This window comes from Histophilus somni, from assembly GCF_014202395.1.
GTDB lineage: Bacteria > Pseudomonadota > Gammaproteobacteria > Enterobacterales > Pasteurellaceae > Histophilus > Histophilus somni.
In genome coordinates this window covers 3,496-30,445 of sequence record NZ_JACHGQ010000017.1, presented here as the reverse complement: position 1 = coordinate 30,445, position 26,950 = coordinate 3,496, and the positions used below count along the sequence as shown (strand labels likewise).

Below are 26,950 nucleotides of genomic sequence, written 5' to 3'. Positions count from 1 at the left end.
GTAGGCTGTAGGCTGTAGGCTGTAGGCTGTAGGCTGTAGGCTGTAGGCTGTAGGCTGTCATTTTTCTATTCTATTTTTGTTTGTCAAGTAAAAATTCGAGCCATTTTATCCTAAATTTTTATAGAAAAAAACGATTTTGTGAACTTTATTTACAGTTATGTTTTATAGTTTTTATGATTTTTTCTTTCGCACTTTTTGGGTTTAGGCTGTCTAGCCATTCTATGGGCGATTTCCAACCACGCAACCATGTAAGTTGTCGCTTTGCTAATTGCCTTGTGGCACAAATACCTCTAAATATCATTTCGTCTTTACCATAATTACCCTGTAAATATTCCCACATTTGTCGATAACCGACACAACGAATAGAGGGTAGGTTAGGGTGTAGATCCGAGCGTTGATAAAGTTTTTCGACTTCCTGTTGAAAGCCTTGTTCGATCATTTTATGAAAACGTTGTTCAATGCGTTGGTGCAAAACAGCTCGTTCAGGTGCGATAGCAAAATGTATGATGTGATAAGGAATTTCTTCGCCTTTTTGTGCGGTTAATTCTGTTAAAGATTGTCCTGTTAAATAGAAGACCTCCAATGCACGATTAATTCGCTGGCTGTCGTTGGGATTTATACGTTGTGCTGATATTGGGTCGATTTTGGCTAATTCGTTGTGTAGTGTTGCCCAACCAAATTTTTCTGCTTTTTGTTCTATTTCCAACCGCACTTTTTCATCCGCTGAAGGAAGCGGCGAAAGTCCTTCCAATAAGGCTTTGTAATACAACATTGTACCGCCGACAAGAAGCGGAATTTTTCCTTGTTGTGTGATTTTTTGCATTTCTTGTAATGCGTCATGACGAAATTCTGCAGCAGAATAATTTTCACTTGGATCTTTAATATCAATTAGACGATGAGGTGTTATTGCCAACTCTTGTGCATTGGGCTTTGCTGTACCAATGTCCATGCCTTTATAAATTAAAGCTGAATCGACACTGATGACTTCAACAGGAAGTTCTTGATGTAATTGGATAGCGAGGTCGGTTTTGCCGGAAGCGGTTGGCCCCATTAAAAAGATAGCAGTTGATTTTTTATTCATTGCAATTTATCTAAATAGTGATCCCACTCTATTTTGACTAATAAAGATTGGAATTCTGGTTGATGTTGGGTTGAAAATTGTTGCTCAGTTTTTGTGAGTAAATTTACAGCTTCGGAGAAAGTACTGAGCGAGGGAAATTCCAAGTGTGAGCAAAGTGCGGTAAGAAAAATAGTGTATTTTTCATGAGGTTGATCCAATAAGTGTAAAATTATTTTTTGTATATTTTGTGTACGCAAGCAAATAGGTAAACGGTTTAGAGTTATTCTGTGTTGTGCAGAATTTTCTATAAAATCGAAACCGCTTTGTTGAAAAAATAGAGCTTGCTGTTGCCAAGATTGATATTGTTGTTTATTTAAACGCAATAAAATCGGAATAAGCAATGTTTGTTGTGCAATATTACTTTGTTGCAACTGTAAACGGATATTGAAATGCTGCAATGCCTGAATAGAAAGGAGGAAATATTGTTGGTTTTGTTGCAATAACAATGCCTTATTTTCAATTAATGCAAGAGCATGTAAAACATTTTTCTGTTCGCTGATATACGTTGCATTGTGTGTAAATTGATGGGGTAGAGTAGAAGAGGCGATAGTTTTTTCTTCATGTGTTGCGAGTAATTCTACATAGGCTTTTTGCACTGCTTTCTTTGGCGTTACTTCGCTGTAATTTGCTGTAAAGTGCGGTTTAAATTGAGACGATTTTTTATCATAATCTTTAGGTTGCTGGGCAAAAATATTTTTGCCGGCAGTCGCTCGATTACCTTTGTTATGCGTGGTCAAGTTCCAAATACCTTGAGGTTCGGCAACTTTGGTTGGATTGGATTGTTCACTCTGTATTGGAATATTGGTTTGTTCAGAGGTGAGTGCATTTGTCATGCCTTGATAAATAAAATCGTGAATTAGACGAGCTTGATGAAAGCGAACTTCATGCTTGGTTGGGTGTACGTTTACATCTACTTCATTCGGATTGAGATCAATAAACAATACAAATGCCGGATATTTTTCATTGCTCAGATATTCTGAATAAGCTTGACGAATAGCATGAGTAATCACTTTATCTTTCACCATTCTGCCATTAATATAACAATAATTGAGGTCATTTTGATGACGAGCAAACTGAGGTTGTATAACCCAACCGGAAAGATGCAGATCATTATGTTTCCAATCAATATGTAACGCATTTTGCATAAAATCATTGCCGCAAATAGTCGCAATACGTTTAATTTTTTGCTCATTTGTTACCGCACTTTTATAGCGGTGTATTAATTTATTGTTATGGGTCAACGTAAAAGCAACTTGAGGTTTTGCCAACGCTATACGGCGGATTACTTCATCAATATGTGCAAATTCAGTTTTGTCTGTACGTAAAAATTTGCGTCTGGCAGGCGTATTAAAAAACAAATTTGCTACTTCAACTGTTGTGCCAATCGGATGAGAAGCGGGTGTGATGCTGGTTTCCATATCTCGACCTTGTGCATAAACTTGCCATGCTTCATTTTGTTGTGCTGTACGAGAGGTTAAGGTTAAACGGGAAACTGAACTGATACTTGCAAGTGCTTCGCCACGAAAGCCTAAACTTAAAATCATTTCAAGATCATCAAGGCTGGCGATCTTGCTTGTTGCGTGGCGAGCAAGGGCTAAATGGAGTTCATCTTTTGCAATTCCTATGCCGTTGTCACGAATACGAATTAAATTTGCACCACCATTTTCAATCTCAATTTGAATGTGTGTCGCTCCTGCATCCAAGCTGTTTTCAATCAGTTCTTTGACGACAGAAGCCGGACGCTCTACCACTTCGCCCGCCGCTATTTGGTTAGCCAGTTGTGGAGGAAGAATTTTAATTGTCATACGTTTGCTTAGCCCTTATTCACGTAATTTAATTTTTTGCCCTGTTTGTACTTTGCCATCTTTTAGTTTGGGATTGAGTTTGAGCAAAGTTTTCACAGGAATGTTGTATTGACGTGAAATTGCATAGAGTGTTTGATTTTTTTTCACTATATGGAATGTTGCATTTTTATCTTTAGCTTTCTTTTTCTCTTTCGCTTTCTCTTTTGGTGTATTTTCATTGTTAGCAGGAATTTTTATTATTTCACCAAGCCAAAGTTGATTACGATTGAGTTTATTTAAACTGATAATATCTTTAATATTCACTTTATAGATTCTTGCTAATTTCGTTAATCCTTCGCCTGCTTTTACTTTATGACGAATACCGCTGTCTTTAACGGGTGTTTTATTTGTATTATCTACCGCACTGTTGGTATTTGGTTTAGTTTGGCGGGTATTCTTTGTGGTATTGAGATCTACTTTTAAATTGCGTTTGCGATATTCTACTAAACTATCATAAATAACTTTTGCCAATTTTTTACGGTAGGCAAGGGTATTTAATTTTTTTTCTTCTTCTGCATTGGAAAGAAAACCTGTTTCAACCAAAATAGACGGAATATCAGGGGAACGTAAAACGCCTAAACTGGCATGTTGCGGTGTGCTACGACTTAATTTTGCGATACGAGCAAAGTGACGTAAAACAACTGAACCAAGTTCATAACTAACACGCTGGCTATGTCCAAATTGCAGATCCAATACAGTTTTATCCAGATATTTTTCTTTATGTGAAGCTAAGACATCACCAGCACCGCCTAACAATTCGGAACGTTTTTCATGATCTTCCAGCCATTGTCCCATTTCGCTATTGGCTCGGCGATTGGATAAAACCCAAACTGATGCACCACGTAATAAACTTGATTCAGATGAATCGGCATGAATGGAGATGAGATAATTTGCCTTATGTTTACGTGCGATTTCCGAGCGTTTAGAGACTGAAATATAATAATCGCCTTCTCGTGTGAGTACGGCACGAAAGTGAGGATCTTTATCTAACAATTTCTTTAGTTCACGAGCAATGGAAAGGGTAACATTTTTTTCATAGATATTGAGACGACGTCCAATAGCACCGGGGTCTTTTCCCCCATGTCCGGGATCGATGGCAATTGTCCAAACGTGAGCAAAAGCATGATTAAAGGCGAAAATCGCTAAAATAATGAAAATCAAGCGTTGTAAGTAATTCATGGTTTAAACTAATTGTTGAATAATTAAATGACCTTGTTCTGATATAGAGTGTAATTCAATACTACGTGCATCATCAAAGTAATTGATATGAACGATTAAATCAGGCTCAGGTAATATGCCTTGCCCTTTTTCTGCCCATTCGATTAAGCAAATGGATCTTTCATTAAAGTAATCTCGAATGCCCATAAATTCCAATTCTTCAGGATCGCTAAGGCGGTAAAGATCGAAATGATAAATATCTTTTTCACCAAGATGATATTCTTCAACTAAGGTATAAGTAGGGCTTTTAACATTACCGGTATGCCCTATACCTTGGATCATTCCTCGACTTAACGTAGTTTTTCCTGCTCCTAAATCACCTTGTAAATAAAGGGTTATTCCTTTGTTACTTTTGATTTGAGCAATACTATGTATCAACTTTTTACCAAATTGACACATAGTATATTCATCAGGAATGTATGTTTGATAGTTCATAAGCCACGTTTTAAAAGTGAAAAACTTGCGAATTGTACCGCACTTTTACTGATTTTTGTTAGCTTTATGTGTGATAATCCGTAAGTTTTTTATCTGACGGTGCCGTAAAACTCTGTTCTTTAGGGGGCTTAATTTCCGCAAACTCAACTTCTCATGATTTTTTTGAAAAGATAAAAATCAACGCTATATTGTGATAGCATAATGCGTACTTAGTTATTTGATTGGAAGAATATGCAACAATTCATTCGTTTATTCGGGATTATTCTTGGTTTTTTGCCTATATACAGTTTAGCTCACCCACACGCTTTTATTGAAATGCAGACAAAACCCATTATTGACAAGCAAAAATTAGTTGGTTTTTCTATGCAATGGATTTTAGATGAATCAAGTTCATCTGCTGTTTTATATGATTTGGCTTTTTTGCAAGATGATCAAAAGGAATTACAAAAATTTATTGATGATATGATCCAAAATGTTGTTAATGAACATTATTTTAGTTATTTGTATGATAAGAAAGGAAATAAAATTAAGTATTCTGCAATTCCTCAAAACTATGGATTAAAATCTAACGGTGCACAAGTTTTATATTTTTTTGATTTTTTATTAGCTAAACCTCAGGAGTTATCCAATAACCGTTTTGAATTATCTACTTATGATTCAACCTACTATGTATCTATGTATTACGATAAAGACAAGGAGAAAAGTGCGGTAGATTTTTCGTCACTTCCGCAACATTGTCAAGGAAATGTTGTCGAACCTCAAGTTGATCAAAAATTACGAGAGTATGCTGCCTCTTTAGATCGTAACCAACGTGATGAAGACAGCTCGTTAGGCGTTATATTTGCACAAAAAGTAGTTATCCAATGTCAATAAAAAGAACCTATAAACTTATATTATTACTTGTATTTTTATCGTTAGGTGGTATTTATCTGTTCCCATATTTATTTTCACACGTTTTAATTTGGCAGAGAGAATTTAATCAATTACTTTCAAGTTACCTGCATCAAGTAAAACAAGCCCCTGTCTATGCAGGAATGGGATTAATTGTGGTGAGTTTTATTTATGGTGTTCTCCATGCGTTAGGTCCGGGGCATGGAAAGTTTATTATTGGTAGTTATTTAGCAACCCATCAATCCCAGCTAAAAACCAGTATGAAATTAACTTTTTTTGCTTCTTTAATGCAAGGTATTGTGGCGATTTCCCTGACATTAATTGTTGTGGCTATTTTACAGTTATCCTCGAGCTATTTTAAATTAAGTCAGCTTTGGTTAGAACGTGGAGCTTATCTCTTGATGATTATTTTGGGATTGCAATGGATTTGGCAAGGGAGCAAGTCTTTTTTGAAAAAAAATAGTCAGTCGCTAAAAATCAAGCAATTCACGCTCTCTTCAATACCTACCAATAAAATAGGTATGCAAAGTGCGGTACAAAATTTGCCAAGATTTCATGAGCATACGGATAATTGTTCTTGTGGGCATCAGCATTTACCTAATCAGCAACAGTTACAGCAAGCACAGAGTTTAAAATCACAATGTTTGGTTATTTTCACTATTGGAATGCGTCCTTGTTCTGGAGCAATATTTATCCTATTTTTGTCGTATATGTTGGATTTGTATGTTTGGGGAATGTTGGCTACTGTAGCGATGTCATTAGGTGTTGGATTAATGCTGTCAGGTTTTGCATTAATTGTGTTGTATGCACGGAAAAGTGCGGTTCAGTTAGGGCATTTTTATTTTTCAACACATAAGAAGTTTTGGCATATCCTAGTCAGGATACTTGCTGGTCTGATGATTATATTTTTTGCCTTGAGTTTAATGTATGGCACAACTTTACCGATACGTGGGGGTGCTTTGTTAATTGGGAGAAATTAATCTCCCAATTAATTTATTGTTTAAAGTGCGGTGGTAATGAGGAAATAAGTATAGACGATATAACTTGTTATCAATAAACCGCCTTCAACACGATTAATCGAGCCATTTTTTTGACGAGATCCATAGCCGAAAAGGAACAGTGAGAGCGTTAATCCTCCCATAACTAACATATCTCGAGTAAATATTTCATTGCTCACTTGAATTGGGGAAATTAAGCCAGCTATGCCAACGACAGCTAAGGTATTAAATAAATTAGAACCAATAATATTACCAACCGCAAGATCTACTTCACCTTTACGAGCCGCCATGATTGAGGCTGCTAACTCAGGTAATGAAGTGCCAATTGCTACAATAGTAAGACCGATCACTAAATCACTTACACCTAATTGAGAAGCAATTTGAACAGCTCCCCACACCAATAATTGTGAGCTTCCCATTAGTAAAATCAATCCCGTAATCATCCAGAATACTGCTAATTTTACTGATATGGTTTTTTTTTCTTCCAATTCTGTCGTTACATCTTCGGCAAAACTGTCTTGTACTGATCTTTTGCTTTGCCAAATACTCCAAGCCATGTATATAGCAAAAATAACAAGTAAAATAATTGCATCTAAATGAGAAATTTCAGCATCATAAATTAAGTAAGCAGAAACTAAAGTGACGAAAGTTAAAATGGGTAATTCTTGTTTTAAAACCAGCGAATTAACTATAACAGGTTTGATTAAGGCGGTTAAACCTAAAATTAGGGCAATATTACCAATATTTGAACCATAAGCATTACCTAAAGCAAGCCCGGGATTTCCATTTAAAGCGGAAAGGGCAGAAACGATCATTTCAGGGGCAGATGTTCCAAAACCAACAATGATAATGCCGATCAATAATGCGGACATACCGAGGAAACGAGCCAGCGATGCAGCACCGTCAATAAAACGATCAGCACTCCAAACTAAAATAATTAAACCTGAAATAATAGCGAGTATAGGGAATAACATATTTGAACCTAAACGAGATATATAAATGAAGTGTGAAAGCAGGGAGTATAAAATAAATTTCGAGAAATTTGAATATAGAAAAGAAAAAATAAAAGCCCATACAAGGAGAAGATCTAAATGGGCTTAAAGTCTTTTGGTAAATTGAGTTTTTATAAAAGGAGACAAATAAAAACAACCCAAAAGAAAAAACTGGCTCCTCCTGCTGGACTTGAACCAGCGACATACGGATTAACAGTCCGCCGTTCTACCGACTGAACTAAGGAGGAAAAATACCATAAATATGGTCTCATAAGGAGAGGTGCGTATGATAATGATCTGGTGTATGCTTGTCAACAGGATTTTTTTATTATAGTAAAAATTTTTTCATGCAAATTACTATCCACATAACCTGTGGATAACTCTGTAAATTATTCAAGATTTATTTCGCTTAAACCTTGTAAAATCTAGGGTTTCCATATCCTCATATAAAATTGGTTGTAAAATAACATTTCATTATTTTTCAAATGGTTACATTAAGTCTAGAAGTTTTTTTTAAAATTTTTCTGTTTTTTTCTTTTTTCAATCTTGACAAATATAAGTCTGTGTAAAACCTTAAAATTTTTACTTGTTCGTGATTAATAAATGTTTTGCCAAAAGTGCGGTAGAAAATGGTTGGAAAATAATATGTTGTCTGATGGGATTTTTAACTTTATTGTCTTTTTTATAAGCTTGCTAGATTATTTAGCGAAGATCATAATTGAGTTATTGGCGTCGGGAGCGGTTCTGGATTTCCCAAAAAATAAGGCTCTTTTTCTAATACAATATCTAAAATCGCTTTTACTCTTGCAAATAATTCTCTCATTCGTACAGATAAGTAGTTGGCAGGTGATTTTGCCGCAAAGCAGATAGCATCGATATCATAGAATTTTGCGATAAATAAAGCTCGTTCGCAGTGAAATTGTTGGGTAATAATTGTCATGGGCTGTGCTTTAAAGACTTTATCTGCACGAATGACGGAATCTAACGTTCTAAAACCGGCAAAATCCATATACATAACATCTTCCGGAATATTCATTTTTCTTAGGTCTTTAAACATTGTTATGGGTTCATTGTATTGCATTGTTCTGTTATCACCACTCAATAATAAATAATCAATTTTCTCTTGTTTAAAAAGCTCAACAGTAGCAGTCAGGCGATTGTTGTAGTAGAGATTGGGATTATTTTTACTAAAGTATTTCGCTGTGCCTAATACAATACCATAAGGGCGGGAGGGAAGTTCTTCAATTTTTGTATAAATTCTGTCCTGAACATACCAAGCTATGCTGCGATCAATGATAATAAGGGAAAAAAATGTAAAAATGCTGAAAGCAAAGCTGTAATGTAGTAATCGCTTGACGAGTGTTATTATCCATTGTGGAAAAGAAAGTTGTGTGAAATTTAAGTTCATTTTATAGCTGCCTCGTTCGGAGGCTACAAAATAATGAAAAAAGCGGGTAATTTCAAGTAAATTTTATTGGCTGTCCAGATGTTTAGATGGCTAAAAATTCCTTGACAATGAAACAGAGTATGAGTAGTTTACATGGGTTACTTTTATAAAGTGCGGTGCTTTTTATTAAGATTTTTGAGAAATTTACATGGCTGTACAAACTTTAACGCTTTTTACCGATTATCCCTTGATGTTAGTACAAGGTGGGCAATTAAAAAATATTGAAGTTGCTTATCAGACTTATGGTACTTTAAATAAAGATAAGAGCAATGTCATTTTAATTTGTCATGCTTTGACCGGCGATGCTGAACCCTATTTTGCTGATAAATCGCAAAATGGTTGGTGGCAGAGTTTTATGGGGGAGGGATTGGCACTTGATACGAGTAAATATTTTTTTATTTGTTCTAATGTATTGGGCGGCTGTAAAGGGACAACAGGTCCTTCGTCCATTAATCCTGATACAAATAAACCTTACGGTAGTCAGTTTCCGCATATTATTGTACAAGATATGGTGAAAGTTCAGCGAGAACTGCTGAATACATTGGATATAGCAAAACTTTATGCTGTGATTGGTGGATCGTTCGGGGGAATGCAAGCGACACAATGGGCTATTGATTATCCTGATTGCGTTAGCAGAGTGGTTAATCTTTGTTCGTCACTTTATTTAAGTGCGGAGGCAATCGGGTTTAATCATGTGATGCGTCAAGCGATTATTAATGATCCTCATTTTAATAATGGAGATTATTATGACAGACTGCCTCCAAGTAAAGGGTTATCTATTGCGAGAATGTTGGGTATGCTGACCTATCGTACCGATTTTCAATTAGAAAAAGCGTTTGGACGAGCTAAAAAAGCGGAAAGTCTGTATTGGGGAGATTATTTCCAAGTTGAATCTTATTTAACTTATCAAGGGAAAAAATTTTTGGAACGTTTTGATGCCAATAGCTATGTGCATTTATTGCGGGCTTTAGATTTATATGATCCGTCTTGGAACTATAAGGACATTAAGGCTGCATTAAGTCGTATAAAAGCACGCTATACTTTGGTCGCAGTTACCACTGATCAGCTGTTTAAATTGACCGATCTACATAAAAGTAAAGCATTATTGGAGCAAAGTGGCGTTGATTTAAATTATTATGAATTTCCTTCAGATTATGGACATGATGCTTTTTTAGTAGATTATGATTTCTTTGAGAGTAAGATTATGACAGGTTTGGCTTGATGAGATAACGCTCCCAAAAGGAGCGTTGTTATCTTTCGGCAACAGATTATTTACCAATAATTTCTATTCCATTCATATAAGGGCGTAATACTTCCGGTACGGTAATAGAGCCATCTGCATTTTGATAATTTTCAAGAATGGCAACTAAAGTGCGACCAACAGCTAGTCCCGATCCATTTAAAGTATGTACTAAGCGTGTTTTTTTATCGCCTTTTGCACGACAACGGGCTTGCATACGACGTGCTTGGAAATCCCACATATTTGAGCAAGAAGAAATCTCACGATACGTATTTTGTGCCGGAATCCATACTTCCAAATCATATGTTTTAGTAGCTCCGAATCCCATGTCGCCTGTACACAATAAAACTTTACGATAAGGTAAATTTAAAAGTTGTAATACTTTTTCTGCCTGATTTGTCAATTCTTCCAGTGCTTCCATTGATTTTTCCGGTTCAACAATTTGTACTAATTCAACCTTATCAAATTGATGCATACGGATTAAACCTCGAGTATCACGACCGTAAGAACCTGCTTCAGAACGGAAACAAGGCGTATGTGCGGTCATTTTTATTGGTAAATCAGCCTCATCGATGATTTCATCTCGAACTAAGTTTGTTACAGGCACTTCGGCGGTAGGGATTAACGCATAAGTCTGTTCATTTTCTAGGGGTTTTATATGAAATAACTCCTCACCAAATTTTGGTAACTGCCCCGTTCCATAAAGTGTTGTATGATTGACTAAATAAGGTACATAAGCCTCTGTATAGCCATGTTGCTCAGTATGTAAATCTAGCATAAACTGTGCCAAGGCTCGATGCATTCTTGCAATTTGCCCTTTTATTACGGCAAAACGAGCACCACTTAATTTAACACCGGCAGCAAAATCTAGCCCACCTAATATTTCCCCTAAGGCAACATGATCTTTCACTTCGAAATCAAATTTTTTTGGTGTTCCCCAACGAAAAACTTCTTTATTATCAGAATCATCTTTTCCTAAAGGTACTTCATCAGCAGGAATATTGGGAATTGTTAATGCCAATTGCTCAATTTCCGTTAATACATTCGCTAATTCTTCTTTGACAGTATTTAATTCGGCTCCCATATGATCAACTTCTGCCAATAAAGTAGAAATATCTTCTCCTCTGGCTTTTGCCGCACCAATTGTTTTTGAGCGAGAGTTACGTTCGGCTTGTAAAGTTTCCGTTTTAATTTGTAAAGTCTTACGTTGTTCTTCTAATTGTGAAAATTTATTTACGTCGAGAATAAAGCCACGTCTTACTTTTAATTTTTCCGCAATTTCAGAAAGATTATTGCGTAATAAAGTTGGATCAATCATTTTGCTACCTTTATAGAATTCAAGATAAATTAATAAATGTTGACTATTCTAGTGAATTGTCCTTTAAGTGTAAATCAATAACATAATTTGCATCTTAACTTTTAGCGGATATAAGGATTGTATTTTTTCTCTTTTCCTATGGTTGTATAATTACCATGTCCTGCAATAATAATCATATCATCATCTAACTTCCATAACTTGTCACGAATAGATTGAATTAATTCAGCATGATTTCCTCTTGGAAAGTCTGTTCTTCCGATACTATTTTGGAACAAAACATCTCCGGTAAAAGCAATTTTTTTACTATATTCGATAAAACCGACATGACCGGGAGTATGCCCCGGAAGATGCAATACTTCAAAATTCATTTCCCCAATACGGACAATTTCATACTCCTGATTTAACCATCTATCAGGTTTAAATACCTCAGTCTCAAAAAGTAAGCCAAATTGCTCAGATTGTTGTGGTAAGCTATTAAATAAAAAATCATCTTTTTCATTAGAACCCCAAATTTCTACATTAAAATATTGTTTTAACTTCAGTGCGGCTCCGACATGATCAATATGTCCATGGGTCAGTAAGATCAATTCAAGATTTAAGCCTAATTCTTCAATGCGTTTAATTAATTTTGTCGCTTCACCACCGGGATCAATAATAGCCGCACTTTTGTTATTATCCCAAATGATTGAACAATTTTGCTGAAATGCCGTTACCGGCACAATTTCAATATTCATATCATTTCCTTATTTATTTAAATAATAAAACCGCACTTTGAATAAAGTGCGGTCAACTATATTACGTTTAGTATTTTAGCTACCTCGCCAAGTACGAACTGGCCCCGTATCCACATGAATAAAATTGCTGCGAGGATAGTAACCAACACCGCCATTTTTCAAATTTTCTGCTGTTTGACGAAGTTTCGCTAATGAAACCCCCTCAATGCGAAAATCAATTGCTTGTCCACGAGTATGATAGCTGTTACGTGCGACACCTCGACCACTACGTAGCATGGCGGAATTACTCGCCGGAGAACGATACCCGCAAATAATTTGAATTTCAGAATTTTGCAAACCTAAGTTGTTTTGAATATGAACAAATTTATGAAATAACTTGGGATCCATTTTATGAATTTGATTATTGCGTTTATCTCGCATTAAATGATCTATTTTTTTCAAATCAGAGCTGGAAAAACCTTTATTGGCAAAAAACTCACCACGAAATCTCTCTCCGGTATTGATGTTTCTAAAAGATAAAAATTTAGATTTAGAAGGCTTCGGTAATACGGCTAAAACACTTTGAGGTAACAAGGCTGCACCAAGAATAATCCCCCCTAAAGATAGCCATTTGCGACGATTTTGATTAATTTCATTCATATAATATTTCGTTATAAAGTGCTAAATGATTTGCTTTCGACAGCAAACATAACATTTAGTTCTTGCTGCTCACATTTTAATTTAGATACCATTTAATAATATTCCAGTTAATATAAGTTAAATGAGGTACTTGATCATACTCATAAATATCAGGTAATGTTTTCACGACATCGTTTTCAACCCAAGTAGTAACATAATATAAATATACAGGATTATCGGAGCGAATATTCTCCGAAGTATTTTTTTTACTATTAAGCACGTTTTGCTTACGTTCTTCTGTCCAACCGGCTTCTGTTAATAAAATTGTCGCCAGTTGATCTGACTTTTCTACACGAACACAACCTGAACTTAATGCTCTATTTTTTTTGCTAAATAATCCTCTATTGGGTGTATCGTGTAAATAAATTGCATCTGAACTGGGCATATTAAATTTATAGTTTCCTAATGCACTTCCTCCCGGAGCTTGGCGGATTCGATAGGGAAAATTAGTGCCTATAGTATTCCAATCTATTGAAGAAGGATCTATAACCTGCCCCTTGCTATCACTTATGGTATAACTATTACGAGCAACATAATCCGGATCAAGTTTAATCTTTGGCACGATATCTTCATTAATTAAACGAGGAGTAGGTATCCAAGGTGGATTAACAACAATATTACTTAGCTTACTATACATTACCGGTGTTTTACGTGCTTTTTTACCGACAATGACTTTAGAGTTTAAAACTAATTCTCCATCTCTATAATAATTTAATTGATAACTTGGAATATTAACAAAAATACCATTGTTAAAATCAGGAATAATCCTTAAACGCTGAGCATTAATTGCTAATTTGTATAATATTGACTTGTCATCTTGAGGTATTAATTTACTCAGGTGAGTTATAATTTTCTCATATTGCTCATTATGTTGAGCTAATTGTTCGATGAACATCAAATTTTCATTATGTTTTATTGATGATAGCCATCGTTGAATATCTTGTTTTGATGGTAATTGAGCTTTGTAGCTATTTGCTGAGTAAAACCACTGTTGTGCAAAATTTTTTGCATTTTTTGAATAATACATATAATCCAAAAATGCATCGGTCAGCAACATATCATAAACTAACCCTCCTATTTCAGATGCTTTATAAATATCATTCAATAATCTTGCCGCTCTTTCAGATACTCCGCTTGCAACTATTGCGGCATATTCACGTAAAAACATTTTTTCGGCTTGCTTATCTTCCCAAAGCAATGCATAGTCATTTTCAACATAAATACGACCAATTGTAGTTTTAAATTGTAAATCTATATTTCTGAGCAAAGAATGTAATTGTTCATATAATCTAGGCTGATATTTCCTGGATAGTTGTTGTTCCAATAAATCTAATTCAAACAATAATTGTGATTTACTTAAAGTAATGTTATTAATCTCATCTACAGAAGTAAACTTTTGTTGTGCATAAATATGAGTCGTAGTGCCTAATAATAAGATTAATAAGATAACTTTAATTTTTCGCATGTTAGTTCCTTAGATAACAAAAAAGACCGCACTTTTCAAAAGTGCGGATATTTTAAATCTTATTTTACTCAGCCATTTTTTTATTAAATTCAATTAAATCTACCGCAATCTTCAGAGCTTCTTTTAAATAAAAATCAGGATCCTCATAATCTTTCGGCAAAGCATCAAGATCTTTTAGTGGTTTTTTCCCTTCTCGTTTGAAACGAGCATTAAGATCTTTCAAGCGTTTTTCATCATCTTTATCATTTTCAGCTTTTCTTTGAGTAAAGTTCAACGATAAAAACTTACGTTCTTTTCTTTCATCACGAATCTTTAAATCTTCATCCAGTGCAATAAACTCAGGGTCTTTCGCAATACGTTCAAGATGTTTCTGATTCAATATATCTACCGGCAGGCGTGCATTACCGACTTCAGAATATGACGCTGATGGAATTTTATCCCAAGGTAACGCATTATCTTCTTTTTCTTCCCCATATTCTTCATCATCAATAGAGGAGGGAAAAATAATATCCGGAGCGACTCCTTTTAATTGAGTACTGCCACCGTTAATTCTATAAAACTTTTGAATAGTATATTGCAGTAAACCCAAAGGAGCCATACTATTTGAATCATATACAAAGTTCAGTGATCTACTTTGCTGAACCGTTCCTTTGCCAAAAGTATTTTGCCCAAGAATAATAGCTCGATTATAATCTTGCATCGCAGCTGAAAAAATCTCCGATGCGGATGCACTAAATCGGTCAATCATAACAAGCAAGGGACCGGAATAAACTTGCTCTGTATCAGGATCATCATATATACGAATACGTTGATGTGCGTCCCGAACTTGAACCACAGGACCGTCAGTAATAAATAAACCGGTTAACTCAATAGCTTCCGGTAAAGAGCCACCACCATTTCCACGTAAATCAATGATTAAAGCTTCCGCTTTTTTAGCTTCAACTTCAACAAGTAATTTACGTACATCCTCAGTTAAGCCATTATAAAACCCCGGAATTTTAATCACGGCGATCTTGTTACCAGCAACAGTTTCAACTGTTAGTTTAGCAGCCTGATCTTCTAAACGAACACGATCTCGCACTAACGTAATAATTTGAGATTTTCCACCTTTAGCTGGTTCTATTTCTAAACGAACTTTTGTTCCTTTCTTCCCCTTGATTTTATCAACAACATCATCAATACGCCAACCGACTACATCTTCAATTTCCCCTGTCGCTTGCCCGACTCCAATAATTTTATCACCGGCTTTAAGCTTTTTACTACGATCTGCCGGAGCACCGGGAACAAGCGATTTTATAGTGGTTTCACCATCTTCTGACTGTAAAGTTGCACCTATTCCCTCAAGAGACAAGTTCATGTTTTCATTGAAATTTTTAGCTGTGCGAGGTGCCAGATAACTGGTATGGGGATCAATCTCTCTTGCAAAAGCATTCAAATACAATTGTACAATATCATCAGACTTTACTTTACTTAGATGCTGAATAGCTAAATTATAACGTTTAACTAACCTCGTTTGAATTTCAGGCCATTTTTTACCTTTTAACTTTAAGTTAATCACATCATTTTTGACTCGATGTTCCCATAACTTATTTGCCTCAGTTTCATTTTTTGGCCAATCCGCTTTTTCCCGATCTATTTCAATTTGATCATTGCCATTTAAATCAGGCTCTTCATCCAATAAAGATAGAGCATAACGATAACGCTCATAGCGACGCTTCATCAATAACTCATACATATTAAAGGCAATATCTAGTTTTCCCTCATTTAACACATCATCAATTTTATCCGCATACGTTGCTCTCATATTATCAATATCAGATTGCAAAAAAGTATTACGATTAAAATCAAGTGCTTTCAAATAACGATCAAAAATCCGCTGAGAAAACTCATCATTGAGTTCTACTGCTTGATAATGTGAATGAACCAAACGAGCAGCAGTTCTTTTAGTTGCTAATTGATTTTCTTGCGTTATCTGTGGAATAACAAGATCCGTTAGTTTCAGTTTTGGTTCAACTGCGACGGCATAATTTAAACTTAAAACAAAGCCAAACAGCAAACAAAGCAAATAACGCAGTTGTTGAGGTAATTTCATAGATCACTTTCCTAAAATAATTAAACACGAAAATAATACCAGAGGAGACGAGGTACTAAATTAGCCATGTATTATAAAATTACGCAAATAAACGATCCGCACTTACAGTTAATATCAATCCATTCTCTAATTCAACACGGGCACCCTCTTTAACCACTTCTAATATCTCAGCCTTAGTAGTTTTATCTCCCGCTTTAACTCTCACCACATCTCCTTTTTGTAAATTTGCTAAATCAACGTTGACAAAAATTTGTTCAACTTGACGGGGTTTGGAGAATTTCTTTCCAGCTGATTTCTTATTTTCTGACTTATTCGCTGAACGATGTACAGAGCGTTTTTTATTTGCTTTTTCAACCGCACGTCTTTCAGCAACTTTCGCTTTAGCTTCTGCTAACTTAGCTGCGGCATGCTCAACGTGCTCTTGTTCTAAAATACCGGCAGGTTCACCATTTAAATCCACACGTACCGCACCGGCACGACAACCATGTAAATAACGCCAGTTAGAAGTATATTGACGCAAGGCTTGGCGTAATTGAGTTTTACTCACTTTTTCATCGTTTGCTAACGCTTCAGCCAAATCCTGAAATAAACCAATTTTCAATGGTTTCGCTTCACCTTCCAATGAAAAACATAATGGGAACTTTTCTGCTAAGTAAGCAATAATTTCTTTGTTATTTGTTAATTTTTGAATTTCAGTCATGTTATATATTCCTGTCTTAATGACTTTTTAGATAAAAAAACTCGCCACATTTTAGCTTAAAACAAAAAAAAATAAACAATTAATACTTAAATGAAACGAAACTTTCACTAAAAATGACCGCACTTTTCTCTTATGGCTATAATGAAAAATAGTATTTCCGATAAAAATTAGGTTAGAATAGCCTTTCTTTATTATTCATCAATAAGACAACATGCAGAAAAAAACTAATTTATCACAAGCTAAATACTGCCTTATAAGTTGCACTGATTGTAATGCGTTAGTTTCTGTTGGCTTATTACAAAAAAATCAATCAGCGAATTGTCCTCGTTGTCACAAAGTACTGCAAAACACCTCCAGTTGGAATTTGAAACGTTGTGCAATCATCGCATTGACTATTTTGATTTTAATGCCGTTTGCCTTAGGATACCCATTATTAACCATCAACCTGCTTGGTACGCCAGTAAATGCGTCTGTTTGGCAAGGTATATGGAAAATGGCAATTCAAGGCTATCCTTACACTGCATTTATGATTTTTCTATGTGCGGTATTTATGCCTATAAGCTTTGCTTTATTAGTTATTTTACTTCGTTTATCACAGCTATTAGACATCAGACCTCGTCACTTACTGTTAACGTTAAATTATCTAAAACCCTGGGTGATGTTTGATGTTTATTTAGTTGCTTTGGGCGTAACCATGTTCAAAGTACAAGAATATGCAAGCCTACATATTAATAGCTATTTAATTGCATTTATTTTTACCGCACTTTTGACCACATTATTATTTATAAAAATCAATCCTGCTGAATTGTGGCGGCATTTTTATCCCCAAAAAACTCCGCTACAACAAAAAAATCTTCCTATTATTGCGTGCAAGCATTGTGAACATACTTTCAATCATTGTCATACGGATAGAAAACGACGCCCCATTTGCCCACGTTGTCTATCACGCCTTGATTTTTCAGATGAAGTCTATTTACAGCGAACTTGGGCAACCTTATTGGCTGCGGTCGTAATGATTATTCCTGCTAATTTGCTTCCAATGTCGATAGTTTATGTGAACGGTATAGCAACAGAAGACACATTAATGTCCGGCGTTCTGACCTTTATCAATTTAGGAAGCTACTTTGTAGCATTTGTTGTATTTGTTGCCAGTATTTTTATTCCTTTCAGTAAGATTTTAATTATGTGTTATCTTTTGTTCTCCATTCATTTTAAATGGCAACATTCGATTCACCTGCAAATACGCTTGCTCCATTTTGTACATTTCGTAGGACGTTGGTCCATGCTTGACTTATTTGTACTTGCTCTGATGATGTCATTAGTAACAAGAGGGCAACTTATTGATTTTTCAGTAGGTCCTGCCGCATTTTATTTCGGAGCAACGGTATTTTTAACAATGATGTCGACTTCACAATTTGATAGTCGTTTACTTTGGAATATTTATGACAAACAAAAAATTAGATAATCAAATAGAAACAATGGAAGAATTGAAAGCCCAAATTAAACAAACCAAACGTATATCGCCTTTTTGGTTACTGCCCTTTATTGCATTATGTATCTGTACACTTTTGTTCTTTCAGATTATTAAAGAGCAAGGGGAAAGTATTAAGATAACTTTTGTGAATGGAGCCGGTTTAGTTGCCGGAAAAACACAAATTCGCTATCAAGGGTTACAAATTGGCGTAGTAAAAAAAGTAAATTTCACTGATGATCTCAAAAAAGTGGAAGTATTAGCAAATATTTATCCGGAGGCAAAAAGCATCCTCAAGGAAAATACAAAATTTTGGTTAGTGCAGCCTAGTGCTTCTTTGGCGGGAATCTCCGGAATTGATGCTTTAGTTTCTGGTAATTATATCACATTACAACCCGGCGGTGGTAAGCCGGAAAATACGTTTATTGCGGAAACCGAAGCTCCATTAACACAAGTTAATGATGGTGATTTGTTAATTCATTTACTGGCAGATGATTTGGGTTCTTTATCCAGCGGAGCCTCGGTTTACTTTAAAAAAATTCCTGTGGGACAAATTGCCGATTACCGGTTCACGAAAGATCAGAAAAAAGTTGAAGTTGATGTTATCATCAACAAAGCCTATTCTCACTTTGTCAAAAAAGACAGTCATTTTTGGAACATTACCGGAATCAACGCAAATTTAAGTTTATCAGGTATCAATATTCAAGCAGATAGCTTAAACGCAATAGTACAGGGGGCTGTTGCATTTGATTCTCCAAGAGAAAGTCCTAGAGCTGAAAATAATGCACACTATACGTTATATGAAAATATTCAAGCTGCTAAAAGAGGTACGGAAATCAACGTTATTGTTCCTAATGTAGCAGGATTAGATGCTGGACACACTAAAATCTATTCGCAAGATATACAAATTGGCGTGTTATCTGAATTAAGTGCGGTAGAAAATAGCGAAAAAATTTTACACGGGAAATTATTAGTTGATCCGAATATGAAATATTTGTTTAAAACAGGCTCAATTCTTGTTTTACGTGATCAAAAACTTTCGCTCGGCGATTTAACCGATGTGAAAAATTTTTTGCGAGGAAAATACATTGATGTTATTGCCGGTATGGGAGAAGCACAAACGACTTTTCATGTCATTAAAGAAAACGAGCTTTTACTCAAACAACCCAATACCCTAGTAATAAACCTCATTTCACCCGAAACCTACGGTATTACAGAAGGGCAACCACTTTACTATAATCACCAAAATATTGGCGAAATTGTCAACATTACCAGTACACTGGAACGCGTTATTTTCCAAGTAGCAATAGCAGAAAAATATCGTCAACTTATTCATAAAAATACATTATTTATTGCAGCGAGTAACTTTGATATTAGTTTGGGTATTGATGGCTTAAGAATGGAAGCTGCTAGTCCGAAAAAATGGTTGCAAGGGGGAATTAGGGTTATATCAAGCGGTAAAAAGGAAGGACAAGCACAACAAGAATATCCTTTGTATAAGGATTTAACCAGTGCAGAATTCGGTATTACCGATAATATTTTAGAGCCTAATATCACGTTAACTACAAAAAATCTACCAAGTATAAATAAAGGCTCGCTTGTACTTTATCGTCAATATGAAGTTGGTAAGATTTTAGATATTAGACCAACGGCTAATCATTTTGAAGTTGATGTTTTTATTTACCCCAAACATAAACATTTACTTACAACCAAAAGTCTTTTTTGGGTAGAAAGTGCGACACAAATTGATATAACGCCAAAGGGCATTAGTATTCAGGCAACCCCTATCGCCCGTTCTTTGAAAGGTGCGGTCAGTTTTGATAATTCAGGCTCAGGAAGCAATAAAACCCTTTATGCAAATGAAATGAAAGCCAAATCGGCAGAACAAGTTATTACGTTTATTGCTGATGATGCAACAAACTTGACTAAAGGTATGGCACTACGCTATATGGGGCTTCCTATAGGAGAAATAGAGCAAATTAATCTAACCGAAGATCATAAAATCGAGGCTACTGCATTAATTCATGCAAAATACATGAATATCATTGCGAAAGAAAACAGTAAATTTCGCCTTATTTCACCGCACATTTCAGCCGGTGGCATTGATAATATTGATAGTTTATTACAACCTTATATTGATGTAGAAATTGGACAAGGTGCAAAAAAAACAAACTTTAATTTGCTTTCGTCCGTACCTCCGGCAAACAAATACGGCAACGGCTTTCCAATTATTCTGGAAGCCACTGATGCCACAAACATCAGTATCGGATCTCCTGTGATGTATCGTGGTATAGAGGTAGGTACTATATCTAAACTGGAACTAAATCAATTAGGTGATCGAGTTTTAGTTCATTTATTAATTGCTAAGAAATACCAACACTTTGTTCGCCAAAATACAGAGTTTTGGATTTCTTCCGGGTACGGTGTGGAAATTGGCTTGAGCGGATTGTCCATTAATACGGGAACCATGCAGCAATTGCTTAAAGGCGGTATTTCTTTCTCTACACCATCAAGTAAAGTAATACAACCTCAAGCAAAGGCAAATCAACGTTTCTTATTGCAAGAAAAACGTCCAACGTCAGCAGAAAATTGGAATTTAGGTATCTTAAAGGAGTAAATAACAGAAATAATCTAACCTAAAAAGTTAGATTATTGATTTCTGCCTACAAGCTACCCATTCAGAATGTATTACAAACTACAATTTTTCAAAGGGTTTATGTAACATTTTTTGTATTCTCTTTATATTTGCTTTTAATTTATTTTGCCAACTCAGTTGATTGTATAAAAGACGATATGCGTTATTTTTCTTAATTGTGCGTTGCTTTGTATATTTTCTAGGGTTGTCGCAATCTATCTCTGATAAGTTTGAAATTTCTGGAGCGGGTTTTACTAAGTCAGTATTTAGACAATATAAATCGCAGGCATCTAACCAGTAATAAAACTTAAAAGCATCAATTTCAAACTTGATTGGCGTTTGGATGTTTAGAATATTTTCTGCTGCTTGTCTGTTAATGACATAGCCACAAGCATAGAATAAATTGTGAGCAGAAAAAATAGATATAGCACTATTAAGATCTTTTACTTTTTTCTTTTTATAAATGCTGTTAAATAAAACTAGAATAGATGGATTTTGCAAAGAGGATATAAAGTTTGTAATTTCGTTAATGACTTCAGGCGTAAAGTTATCAGAAAAGAGAATATCATCTTCAAAAATAAAAATGTATTCTTGATTGCTTTCTAACAATCGTTTTACCCCCCCCCTCCAGATGACTTTTTGCACAACAAATTTCTCCTGGGGTTAAAAATGTATTAGGGATAGTAAGCGTTGATAATTCTTCTTTTGATAAATCACGTGCCATAATTGCATCATAAAAATTAGGGGTAATCCCTAATTTTTTAGTTTCATTTTCAATATGATGACGACGGATATCATTATTTTTATCTGAGATAAATATATGGTGCATAGTGTCCTCTATAAATTAAACAGTTTTAGATTAAACAAAATTACTTACAAAAATCACGATAATAATTAATGGTACAGCAAATTTTACATAATTGAACCAAATCTGAGTCGATAAAGAATTTGGATTTGGGGAGAGTTCTTTTATCGCATCTTCTTTTAGTACAAAGCCTACAAAAATAGCACACCCAAGTGCGGTCAATAAAAATAAAATATTACCGCTGACGTAATCAAACGTATCGAAGATACTTTTACCAAAGAATGTGACGTCTTTTAACAAATTATCACTTAATATTGATGGAATATTACCGATTAAGAAAATTGTGCCTAACGTGATAAAAATTGCTTTTGCACGACGCATTCTAAGTTTTTCTTGTAGTGCGGTAATAATTACTTCATAAATGGTGATTGAGGTTGTTAGGGCTGCGATGAGCAGTAAGCTAAAGAAGACAACAGCAAAAATACGCCCTGCCCATAAGTGTGAGAAAACAATGGGTAAACTTTGGAAAACTAAGGTTGGTCCTGCATTCGGTTCAATCCCAAAAGTAAATAATGACGGGAAAATCATAAAGCCTGACAGGACAGCTATAATTGTATTTGTAAATCCGGTTATAACGGCGGTTTGGATGAGATTTTCTTCTTTGCTGAGGTAACTGGAAAGTGTGATAATTACACCAAATCCCAAACTTAGTGCAAAGAAAACTTGTCCAAGTACGAGGATAAACAATTGTGGCGTGATTTTAGAAAAATCAGGTTTGAGGTAATAAATAATTCCTTCCATTGCTCCCGGTAAAGTAACGTTACGAATAACCATACCGATAAGGCAAATAAACAATAAGGGCATCAAATATTTTACCGCTTGCTCAATGCCGCCAATAATTCCTTTAGCAAGAATAATATAGTTAATGACGACAAAAATCAGTGTATAAATTATGATTTGTAGCGGACTTTCAGTAATACTCTCTTGATAAAAATTTTGGGCATATTCTTTGTTAATTACCGATGAAATATCTAGGGAACCGGTAATGAGATTGATGATATAATTCATTACCCAACCACCAAGTACCATATAGTACGCCATAATACCAAATGCACCGAGTAATCCCATATAGCCAATAATTTTCCACGCTTTAGAAATATTTTTTCCTTCTAATTTATCACTGAATGCATCAATTGAATTAACACGTAAGCGACGACCGATGACATTTTCCACTAAAATCATTGGAATGCCGATAACTAACATGGCAATACAAAAGAGCAGTACATAAGCACCGCCGCCATTTTCACCTACTAAATAAGGAAATCGCCAAGTTGCACCAAATCCAACGGTTGCTCCGGCTACTGTCATGACATAGGTTAATCGACTGGACCAAGTTTGTCTTTTTGGGGTGTTTGTCATAATGTTATACCTTCGTTTCTATTTATAATTTATGTTAAATCTCTGTTTTTTCTTTAAATTCACATAAGTCTTCAATAATACAAGAGCCACATCTCGGTTTTCTTGCAATGCAAGTATAGCGACCATGTAAAATTAACCAGTGGTGTACATCCACTTTAAACTCTGATGGTACAACTTTCAATAATTTTTCTTCTACTTTTACGACATCTTTTCCGGGAGCAAATCCCGTACGATTAGACACTCGGAAAATATGTGTGTCAACGGCAATAGTAGGATGACCAAAAGCTGTATTAAGAACAACATTAGCCGTTTTTCTGCCTACGCCTGCCAGTGCTTCCAATGCTTCTCGATTTTCCGGAACTTGACCATTGTGCTTTTCAATTAAATCACGGCAAGTTTTAATAATATTTTCAGCTTTACTATTGTATAACCCAATCGTTTTTATATATTTTTTTAACTCATCCAAACCAAGATCTAAAATGGCTTGTGGGGTATTAGCTAAAGGAAAAAGTTTATCCGTTGCTTTATTTACTCCTTTATCTGTTGCTTGTGCAGAGAGAATGACTGCAATAAGTAATTCAAAAGGCGTATTAAAATGCAATTCAGTTGTGGGGTGCGGATTTTGATCACGCAGACGAGTTAATATTTCGATACGTTTTTGTTTATTCATTTTCTGTGATCTATCACGTTTTTTATTGCTAACATAATGCCTAGACCGATAAACGCTCCGGGCGGTAAGATTGCCAGTAAGAAACTATTGTCTAATTGAAATAGGTTCAGTTGTAAACATTTTGCCCAGTCGCCAAATAAATTTTCTATACCAAAAAATAATTTCCCCGTACCGAAAATTTCACGTAATGCACCTAAAATAAATAAACTGAAGGTCATGCCAAGTCCCATAGCAAACCCATCAAAAATGGAATGTAAAACGGTATTTTTTGAGGCAAACGCTTCCGCACGCCCAATCACAATGCAGTTGGTCACAATCAATGGAATAAAAATACCTAATGCTTGATAAAGGGTGTAAGTATAAGCATTCATGATAAGTTGCACTATCGTTACCGTAGTCGCAATAATCATCACATAAATGGGGATACGGATCTCTTGAGGGATTTGTTTGCGAAACAAAGAAACTACAGTATTGCTACAAATTAAAACGATAATAGTTGCAATGCCTAAACCTAAAGCATTTGTCGCTGAATTTGATACCGCAAGTAAAGGGCAGAGTCCTAATAGCTGAACTAGGGCAGGGTTGTTATGCCAAAATCCTTGTTTAAATAAATTTACCCATACACTTTCGGTTTTAACCTTGTTTACAGTCAAATGAGAGGGTTCAAATTCATCTAAAGTGCGGTGTGTTTCGGGTAGATTTTTTGTACTCATTCTTCATTCTCCACAGCAAGTTTATCAAGTTGTGTTAGAAGTATTATCCCAGAAGTTTTAACTTGATTTACAACAGCACGAGGTGTAATGGTAGCACCGGTAAATTGATCGAATTGACCGCCGTCTTTTTTGACTGCCCAATCGTTTAAATTGTTTGGCTGTAACATTTTATGGGCAAAATTCAGGACCCAATCGGAAATTCGTAATTCAATTTTATCGCCTAGACCGGGGGTTTCTTGATGTTCCGTAATTCGAACGCCCAGCACTTCGCCTTGTCGAGTAATTGCGACCAACATTTTTATATTGCCGGAGTAGCCGTCCGGTGCGATAGTTTCATAAGCGTAAGCACTAATTTGCTGATTTTTTTTTGCTGTACAAAGTTTATTAATACGATATTCTTTTGCCAAAGAAGATGAGAGCATTTTGCAATCGGCTAACAGATCATTGTCATAATAATTTGGAGGCATTACTTCAGCTAACAGCATTTTCTCTTGCTTAGCGATTGCAAAAGCAATTTTATCCTTCGTGAGCCAATATACCGCACCGGAAAGTGCGGTACAAATAAAGGCGACTGTTCCCAACAATATGCCATATTTTCTACTTATTTGTGCAACGCTCATTGTTTGATTCCTTTTTTGTTATGACCTATAACACGTGGACGAGTGTAATGATCAATTAGTGGCACGCAAATATTCGCCAGTAAAATAGCAAAAGCAACGCCATCAGGATAATTTCCCCAAAAACGAATTAAGCAGATTAATAATCCGACTAAAGCACCGAAAATGAGTTTTCCTCTCGGTGTAATGGAGGCGGTAACAGGATCTGTGGCAATAAAGAATGCACCGAACATTGTAGCACCGCTGACTAAATGCCAAATGGGATTTGGTGTGACTGGGGAAAATAACCAGTTCAACAATGCAAAACTAAAAATTGTTGCTAAAAGTGCGGTTGGAATTTGCCAATGAATAATTTTTTTCCAAATTAGGAAGATACCCCCTAGAAAAAAGAGTAAATTTATTTGTGTCCAGCCCATTCCTTCAACAATATCCCTTTTGCCCAATGGTAGAACCGAACTGAAAATAGGTGATGAGCTGACTTCGTGTAATGAAGATAAATTGTTCCGCAACGCTGTTTTAACTGTGTCTAATGGCGTTGCTTGGCTCATACCGTCAATAGCCAATATTAATTGGCTTAAATTAAAACCATCAGTGGTAACACCTTGGAAAATGAGTTTATACGCATCGGCAAAATGAGGTGGCTCGTTAAGCAGTTGAATTGGAGGTAACCAAGTTGTCATTTGTAGGGGAAATGAAATAAGCAAAATGACATAGCCAACCATTGCTGGATTAAATAAATTTTGTCCTAATCCGCCGTAAACGTGTTTACCTAAAATTACAGCACAACATGTACCGATAATAATAACCCAATAGGGGGCATAAGGCGGAATGGCAACTGCGAGAATAAGTGCGGTCAAAACAACGCTAAAATCACCAATATAAAAAAATTTTGGTTTTTTACGCAATAAGGTTACAACAAACTCGAGGGATAACGCCGTACTTATTGCCAACAGTGATTGGATCAAAACGCCAAATCCGAAGTAATATACTTGCCCTGCGATTGCCGGTAACATTGCCACAATCACCCATAACATTATGCGGGCTGTCAATTTCCCCGAATGAGTATGTGGGGAGCTAATCATTTTAAACATGTAAAATCTCTTTGTTTCATTTATTGGTAACTTCAATTTGTTTTTTTGCTAATTGCTTTGCTTTAGCACGAGCAATAGCAGCGGCAACAGCGGCTTTTTTCGGATCTATGTCAGATTGTACCGCACTTTTTTCTGTATTTTGTATTGTAGTATCAGGCTCCGAAATACTATTTGCAGTAATTTGTGAAGCCTGTTTTTTTGCTTTAGCACGAGCAATAGCAGCGGCAACAGCGGCTTTTTTCGGATCTACGCCAGATTGCACCGCACTTTTTTCTGTATTTTGTATTGTAGTATCAGGCTCCGAAATACTATTTGCAGTAATTTGTGAAGCCTGTTTTTTTGCTTTAGCACGAGCAA

Annotated in this window: 24 protein-coding genes, 1 tRNA gene and 1 pseudogene; 5 read left to right on the top strand and 21 right to left on the bottom strand. The window is 35.5% G+C overall.

Annotated elements, in window-relative coordinates; translation table 11 throughout:
* Positions 1-145: 145 nt before the first annotated feature.
* From miaA to tsaE, 4 genes are read right to left on the bottom strand one after another with little or no spacing between them, the layout of a single operon-like run.
* On the bottom strand, positions 146-1,081 hold the full coding sequence (gene miaA, locus HNR69_RS09285) for a tRNA (adenosine(37)-N6)-dimethylallyltransferase MiaA (protein WP_075294061.1): 936 nt from the start codon (positions 1,079-1,081) through the stop codon (positions 146-148).
* The gene (gene mutL, locus HNR69_RS09280) at positions 1,078-2,925 is read right to left on the bottom strand and encodes a DNA mismatch repair endonuclease MutL (RefSeq protein ID WP_075294062.1); all 1,848 of its coding nucleotides are present in this window, start codon (positions 2,923-2,925) and stop codon (positions 1,078-1,080) included. The genes miaA and mutL overlap by 4 nt, the downstream gene beginning before the upstream one ends.
* Positions 2,926-2,940: 15 nt before the next feature.
* Positions 2,941-4,143 (bottom strand): N-acetylmuramoyl-L-alanine amidase, encoded by a 1,203-nt coding sequence (locus tag HNR69_RS09275; RefSeq protein WP_075294063.1) that lies wholly within the window; start codon positions 4,141-4,143, stop codon positions 2,941-2,943.
* A gap of 3 nt (positions 4,144-4,146) precedes the next feature.
* Positions 4,147-4,617 (bottom strand): tRNA (adenosine(37)-N6)-threonylcarbamoyltransferase complex ATPase subunit type 1 TsaE, encoded by a 471-nt coding sequence (gene tsaE / locus HNR69_RS09270; RefSeq protein ID WP_075290846.1) that lies wholly within the window; start codon positions 4,615-4,617, stop codon positions 4,147-4,149.
* A 231-nt stretch (positions 4,618-4,848) separates the two neighbouring features.
* Here tsaE and zevA point away from each other — a divergent pair, with 231 nt between their 5' ends.
* Positions 4,849-5,490, top strand: a complete 642-nt coding sequence (gene zevA, locus HNR69_RS09265) for a zinc transporter binding subunit ZevA (protein WP_075290848.1) — start codon at positions 4,849-4,851, stop codon at positions 5,488-5,490.
* Positions 5,481-6,488, top strand: coding sequence for a zinc transporter permease subunit ZevB (zevB, locus tag HNR69_RS09260; protein WP_075290850.1), 1,008 nt, complete (start codon positions 5,481-5,483; stop codon positions 6,486-6,488). The genes zevA and zevB overlap by 10 nt, the downstream gene beginning before the upstream one ends.
* Positions 6,489-6,508: 20 nt before the next feature.
* Here zevB and HNR69_RS09255 read toward each other — a convergent pair whose 3' ends face one another.
* The 3 genes from HNR69_RS09255 to HNR69_RS09245 form a co-directional block, all read right to left on the bottom strand.
* Positions 6,509-7,480 carry a calcium/sodium antiporter gene (locus tag HNR69_RS09255; RefSeq protein ID WP_075294064.1) on the bottom strand — a complete coding sequence of 324 codons (972 nt, stop codon included), beginning with the start codon at positions 7,478-7,480 and terminating at the stop codon, positions 6,509-6,511.
* 190 nt (positions 7,481-7,670) lie between these two features.
* Positions 7,671-7,746 (bottom strand) — tRNA-Asn (locus HNR69_RS09250).
* A gap of 464 nt (positions 7,747-8,210) precedes the next feature.
* A complete protein-coding gene (locus tag HNR69_RS09245; RefSeq protein ID WP_075294065.1) occupies positions 8,211-8,906 on the bottom strand; it encodes a SanA/YdcF family protein in 696 nt (231 codons plus the stop codon).
* Between the two features lie 187 nt (positions 8,907-9,093).
* Here HNR69_RS09245 and metX point away from each other — a divergent pair, with 187 nt between their 5' ends.
* Positions 9,094-10,167 (top strand): homoserine O-acetyltransferase MetX, encoded by a 1,074-nt coding sequence (gene metX / locus HNR69_RS09240; RefSeq protein ID WP_075294066.1) that lies wholly within the window; start codon positions 9,094-9,096, stop codon positions 10,165-10,167.
* Between the two features lie 46 nt (positions 10,168-10,213).
* On the opposite strand, the gene serS is transcribed toward metX, so the two are convergent.
* The 6 genes from serS to proQ all read right to left on the bottom strand — a co-directional run bounded on the left by serS (position 10,214) and on the right by proQ (position 17,172).
* Complete coding sequence (gene serS / locus HNR69_RS09235; protein ID WP_075320170.1) at positions 10,214-11,503, bottom strand: serine--tRNA ligase; 1,290 nt, start codon at positions 11,501-11,503, stop codon at positions 10,214-10,216.
* A 101-nt stretch (positions 11,504-11,604) separates the two neighbouring features.
* Positions 11,605-12,237: an MBL fold metallo-hydrolase gene (locus tag HNR69_RS09230; RefSeq protein WP_075294068.1), complete on the bottom strand. Its 633-nt coding sequence runs from the start codon at positions 12,235-12,237 to the stop codon at positions 11,605-11,607.
* 75 nt (positions 12,238-12,312) lie between these two features.
* Positions 12,313-12,876, bottom strand: coding sequence for a peptidoglycan L,D-endopeptidase MepK (gene mepK, locus HNR69_RS09225; protein ID WP_011609228.1), 564 nt, complete (start codon positions 12,874-12,876; stop codon positions 12,313-12,315).
* Between the two features lie 76 nt (positions 12,877-12,952).
* Positions 12,953-14,380 carry a L,D-transpeptidase family protein gene (locus HNR69_RS09220; RefSeq protein WP_075294069.1) on the bottom strand — a complete coding sequence of 476 codons (1,428 nt, stop codon included), beginning with the start codon at positions 14,378-14,380 and terminating at the stop codon, positions 12,953-12,955.
* Positions 14,381-14,444: 64 nt separating this feature from the next.
* Positions 14,445-16,472 (bottom strand): carboxy terminal-processing peptidase, encoded by a 2,028-nt coding sequence (prc, locus tag HNR69_RS09215; protein ID WP_075294070.1) that lies wholly within the window; start codon positions 16,470-16,472, stop codon positions 14,445-14,447.
* Positions 16,473-16,551: 79 nt separating this feature from the next.
* Complete coding sequence (gene proQ / locus HNR69_RS09210) at positions 16,552-17,172, bottom strand: RNA chaperone ProQ (RefSeq protein ID WP_075294071.1); 621 nt, start codon at positions 17,170-17,172, stop codon at positions 16,552-16,554.
* A 211-nt stretch (positions 17,173-17,383) separates the two neighbouring features.
* Between proQ and HNR69_RS09205 the strand changes: the two genes are divergently transcribed.
* The gene (locus HNR69_RS09205; protein ID WP_075294072.1) at positions 17,384-18,637 is read left to right on the top strand and encodes a paraquat-inducible protein A; all 1,254 of its coding nucleotides are present in this window, start codon (positions 17,384-17,386) and stop codon (positions 18,635-18,637) included.
* Entirely contained in the window at positions 18,615-21,260 is a 2,646-nt protein-coding gene (locus HNR69_RS09200; protein WP_075294073.1) for a PqiB family protein, read from the top strand. The genes HNR69_RS09205 and HNR69_RS09200 overlap by 23 nt, the downstream gene beginning before the upstream one ends.
* Before the next feature lie 78 nt (positions 21,261-21,338).
* Here the strand turns inward: HNR69_RS09200 and HNR69_RS09195 are convergent, their stop codons facing one another.
* The 8 genes and pseudogenes from HNR69_RS09195 to HNR69_RS09160 all read right to left on the bottom strand — a co-directional run.
* Complete coding sequence (locus tag HNR69_RS09195; RefSeq protein ID WP_075321328.1) at positions 21,339-21,887, bottom strand: glycosyltransferase family 25 protein; 549 nt, start codon at positions 21,885-21,887, stop codon at positions 21,339-21,341.
* Positions 21,850-22,107 carry a glycosyltransferase family 25 protein gene (locus HNR69_RS09190; RefSeq protein WP_075321329.1) on the bottom strand — a complete coding sequence of 86 codons (258 nt, stop codon included), beginning with the start codon at positions 22,105-22,107 and terminating at the stop codon, positions 21,850-21,852. Before HNR69_RS09190 ends, HNR69_RS09195 begins: the two co-directional genes overlap by 38 nt.
* Positions 22,108-22,137: 30 nt before the next feature.
* Positions 22,138-23,502 carry a sodium-dependent transporter gene (locus HNR69_RS09185; protein ID WP_075294075.1) on the bottom strand — a complete coding sequence of 455 codons (1,365 nt, stop codon included), beginning with the start codon at positions 23,500-23,502 and terminating at the stop codon, positions 22,138-22,140.
* A 34-nt stretch (positions 23,503-23,536) separates the two neighbouring features.
* Positions 23,537-24,172, bottom strand: a complete 636-nt coding sequence (gene nth, locus HNR69_RS09180; RefSeq protein ID WP_075294076.1) for an endonuclease III — start codon at positions 24,170-24,172, stop codon at positions 23,537-23,539.
* Positions 24,169-24,885 (bottom strand): electron transport complex subunit E, encoded by a 717-nt coding sequence (locus tag HNR69_RS09175; protein ID WP_075294077.1) that lies wholly within the window; start codon positions 24,883-24,885, stop codon positions 24,169-24,171. The genes nth and HNR69_RS09175 overlap by 4 nt, the downstream gene beginning before the upstream one ends.
* Positions 24,882-25,505, bottom strand: coding sequence for an electron transport complex subunit RsxG (rsxG, locus tag HNR69_RS09170; RefSeq protein ID WP_075294078.1), 624 nt, complete (start codon positions 25,503-25,505; stop codon positions 24,882-24,884). The genes HNR69_RS09175 and rsxG overlap by 4 nt, the downstream gene beginning before the upstream one ends.
* Positions 25,502-26,593, bottom strand: coding sequence for an electron transport complex subunit RsxD (gene rsxD, locus HNR69_RS09165; RefSeq protein ID WP_075294079.1), 1,092 nt, complete (start codon positions 26,591-26,593; stop codon positions 25,502-25,504). Before rsxD ends, rsxG begins: the two co-directional genes overlap by 4 nt.
* A gap of 16 nt (positions 26,594-26,609) precedes the next feature.
* Positions 26,610-26,950: pseudogene (locus tag HNR69_RS09160) on the bottom strand (electron transport complex subunit RsxC); the annotation flags it as partial.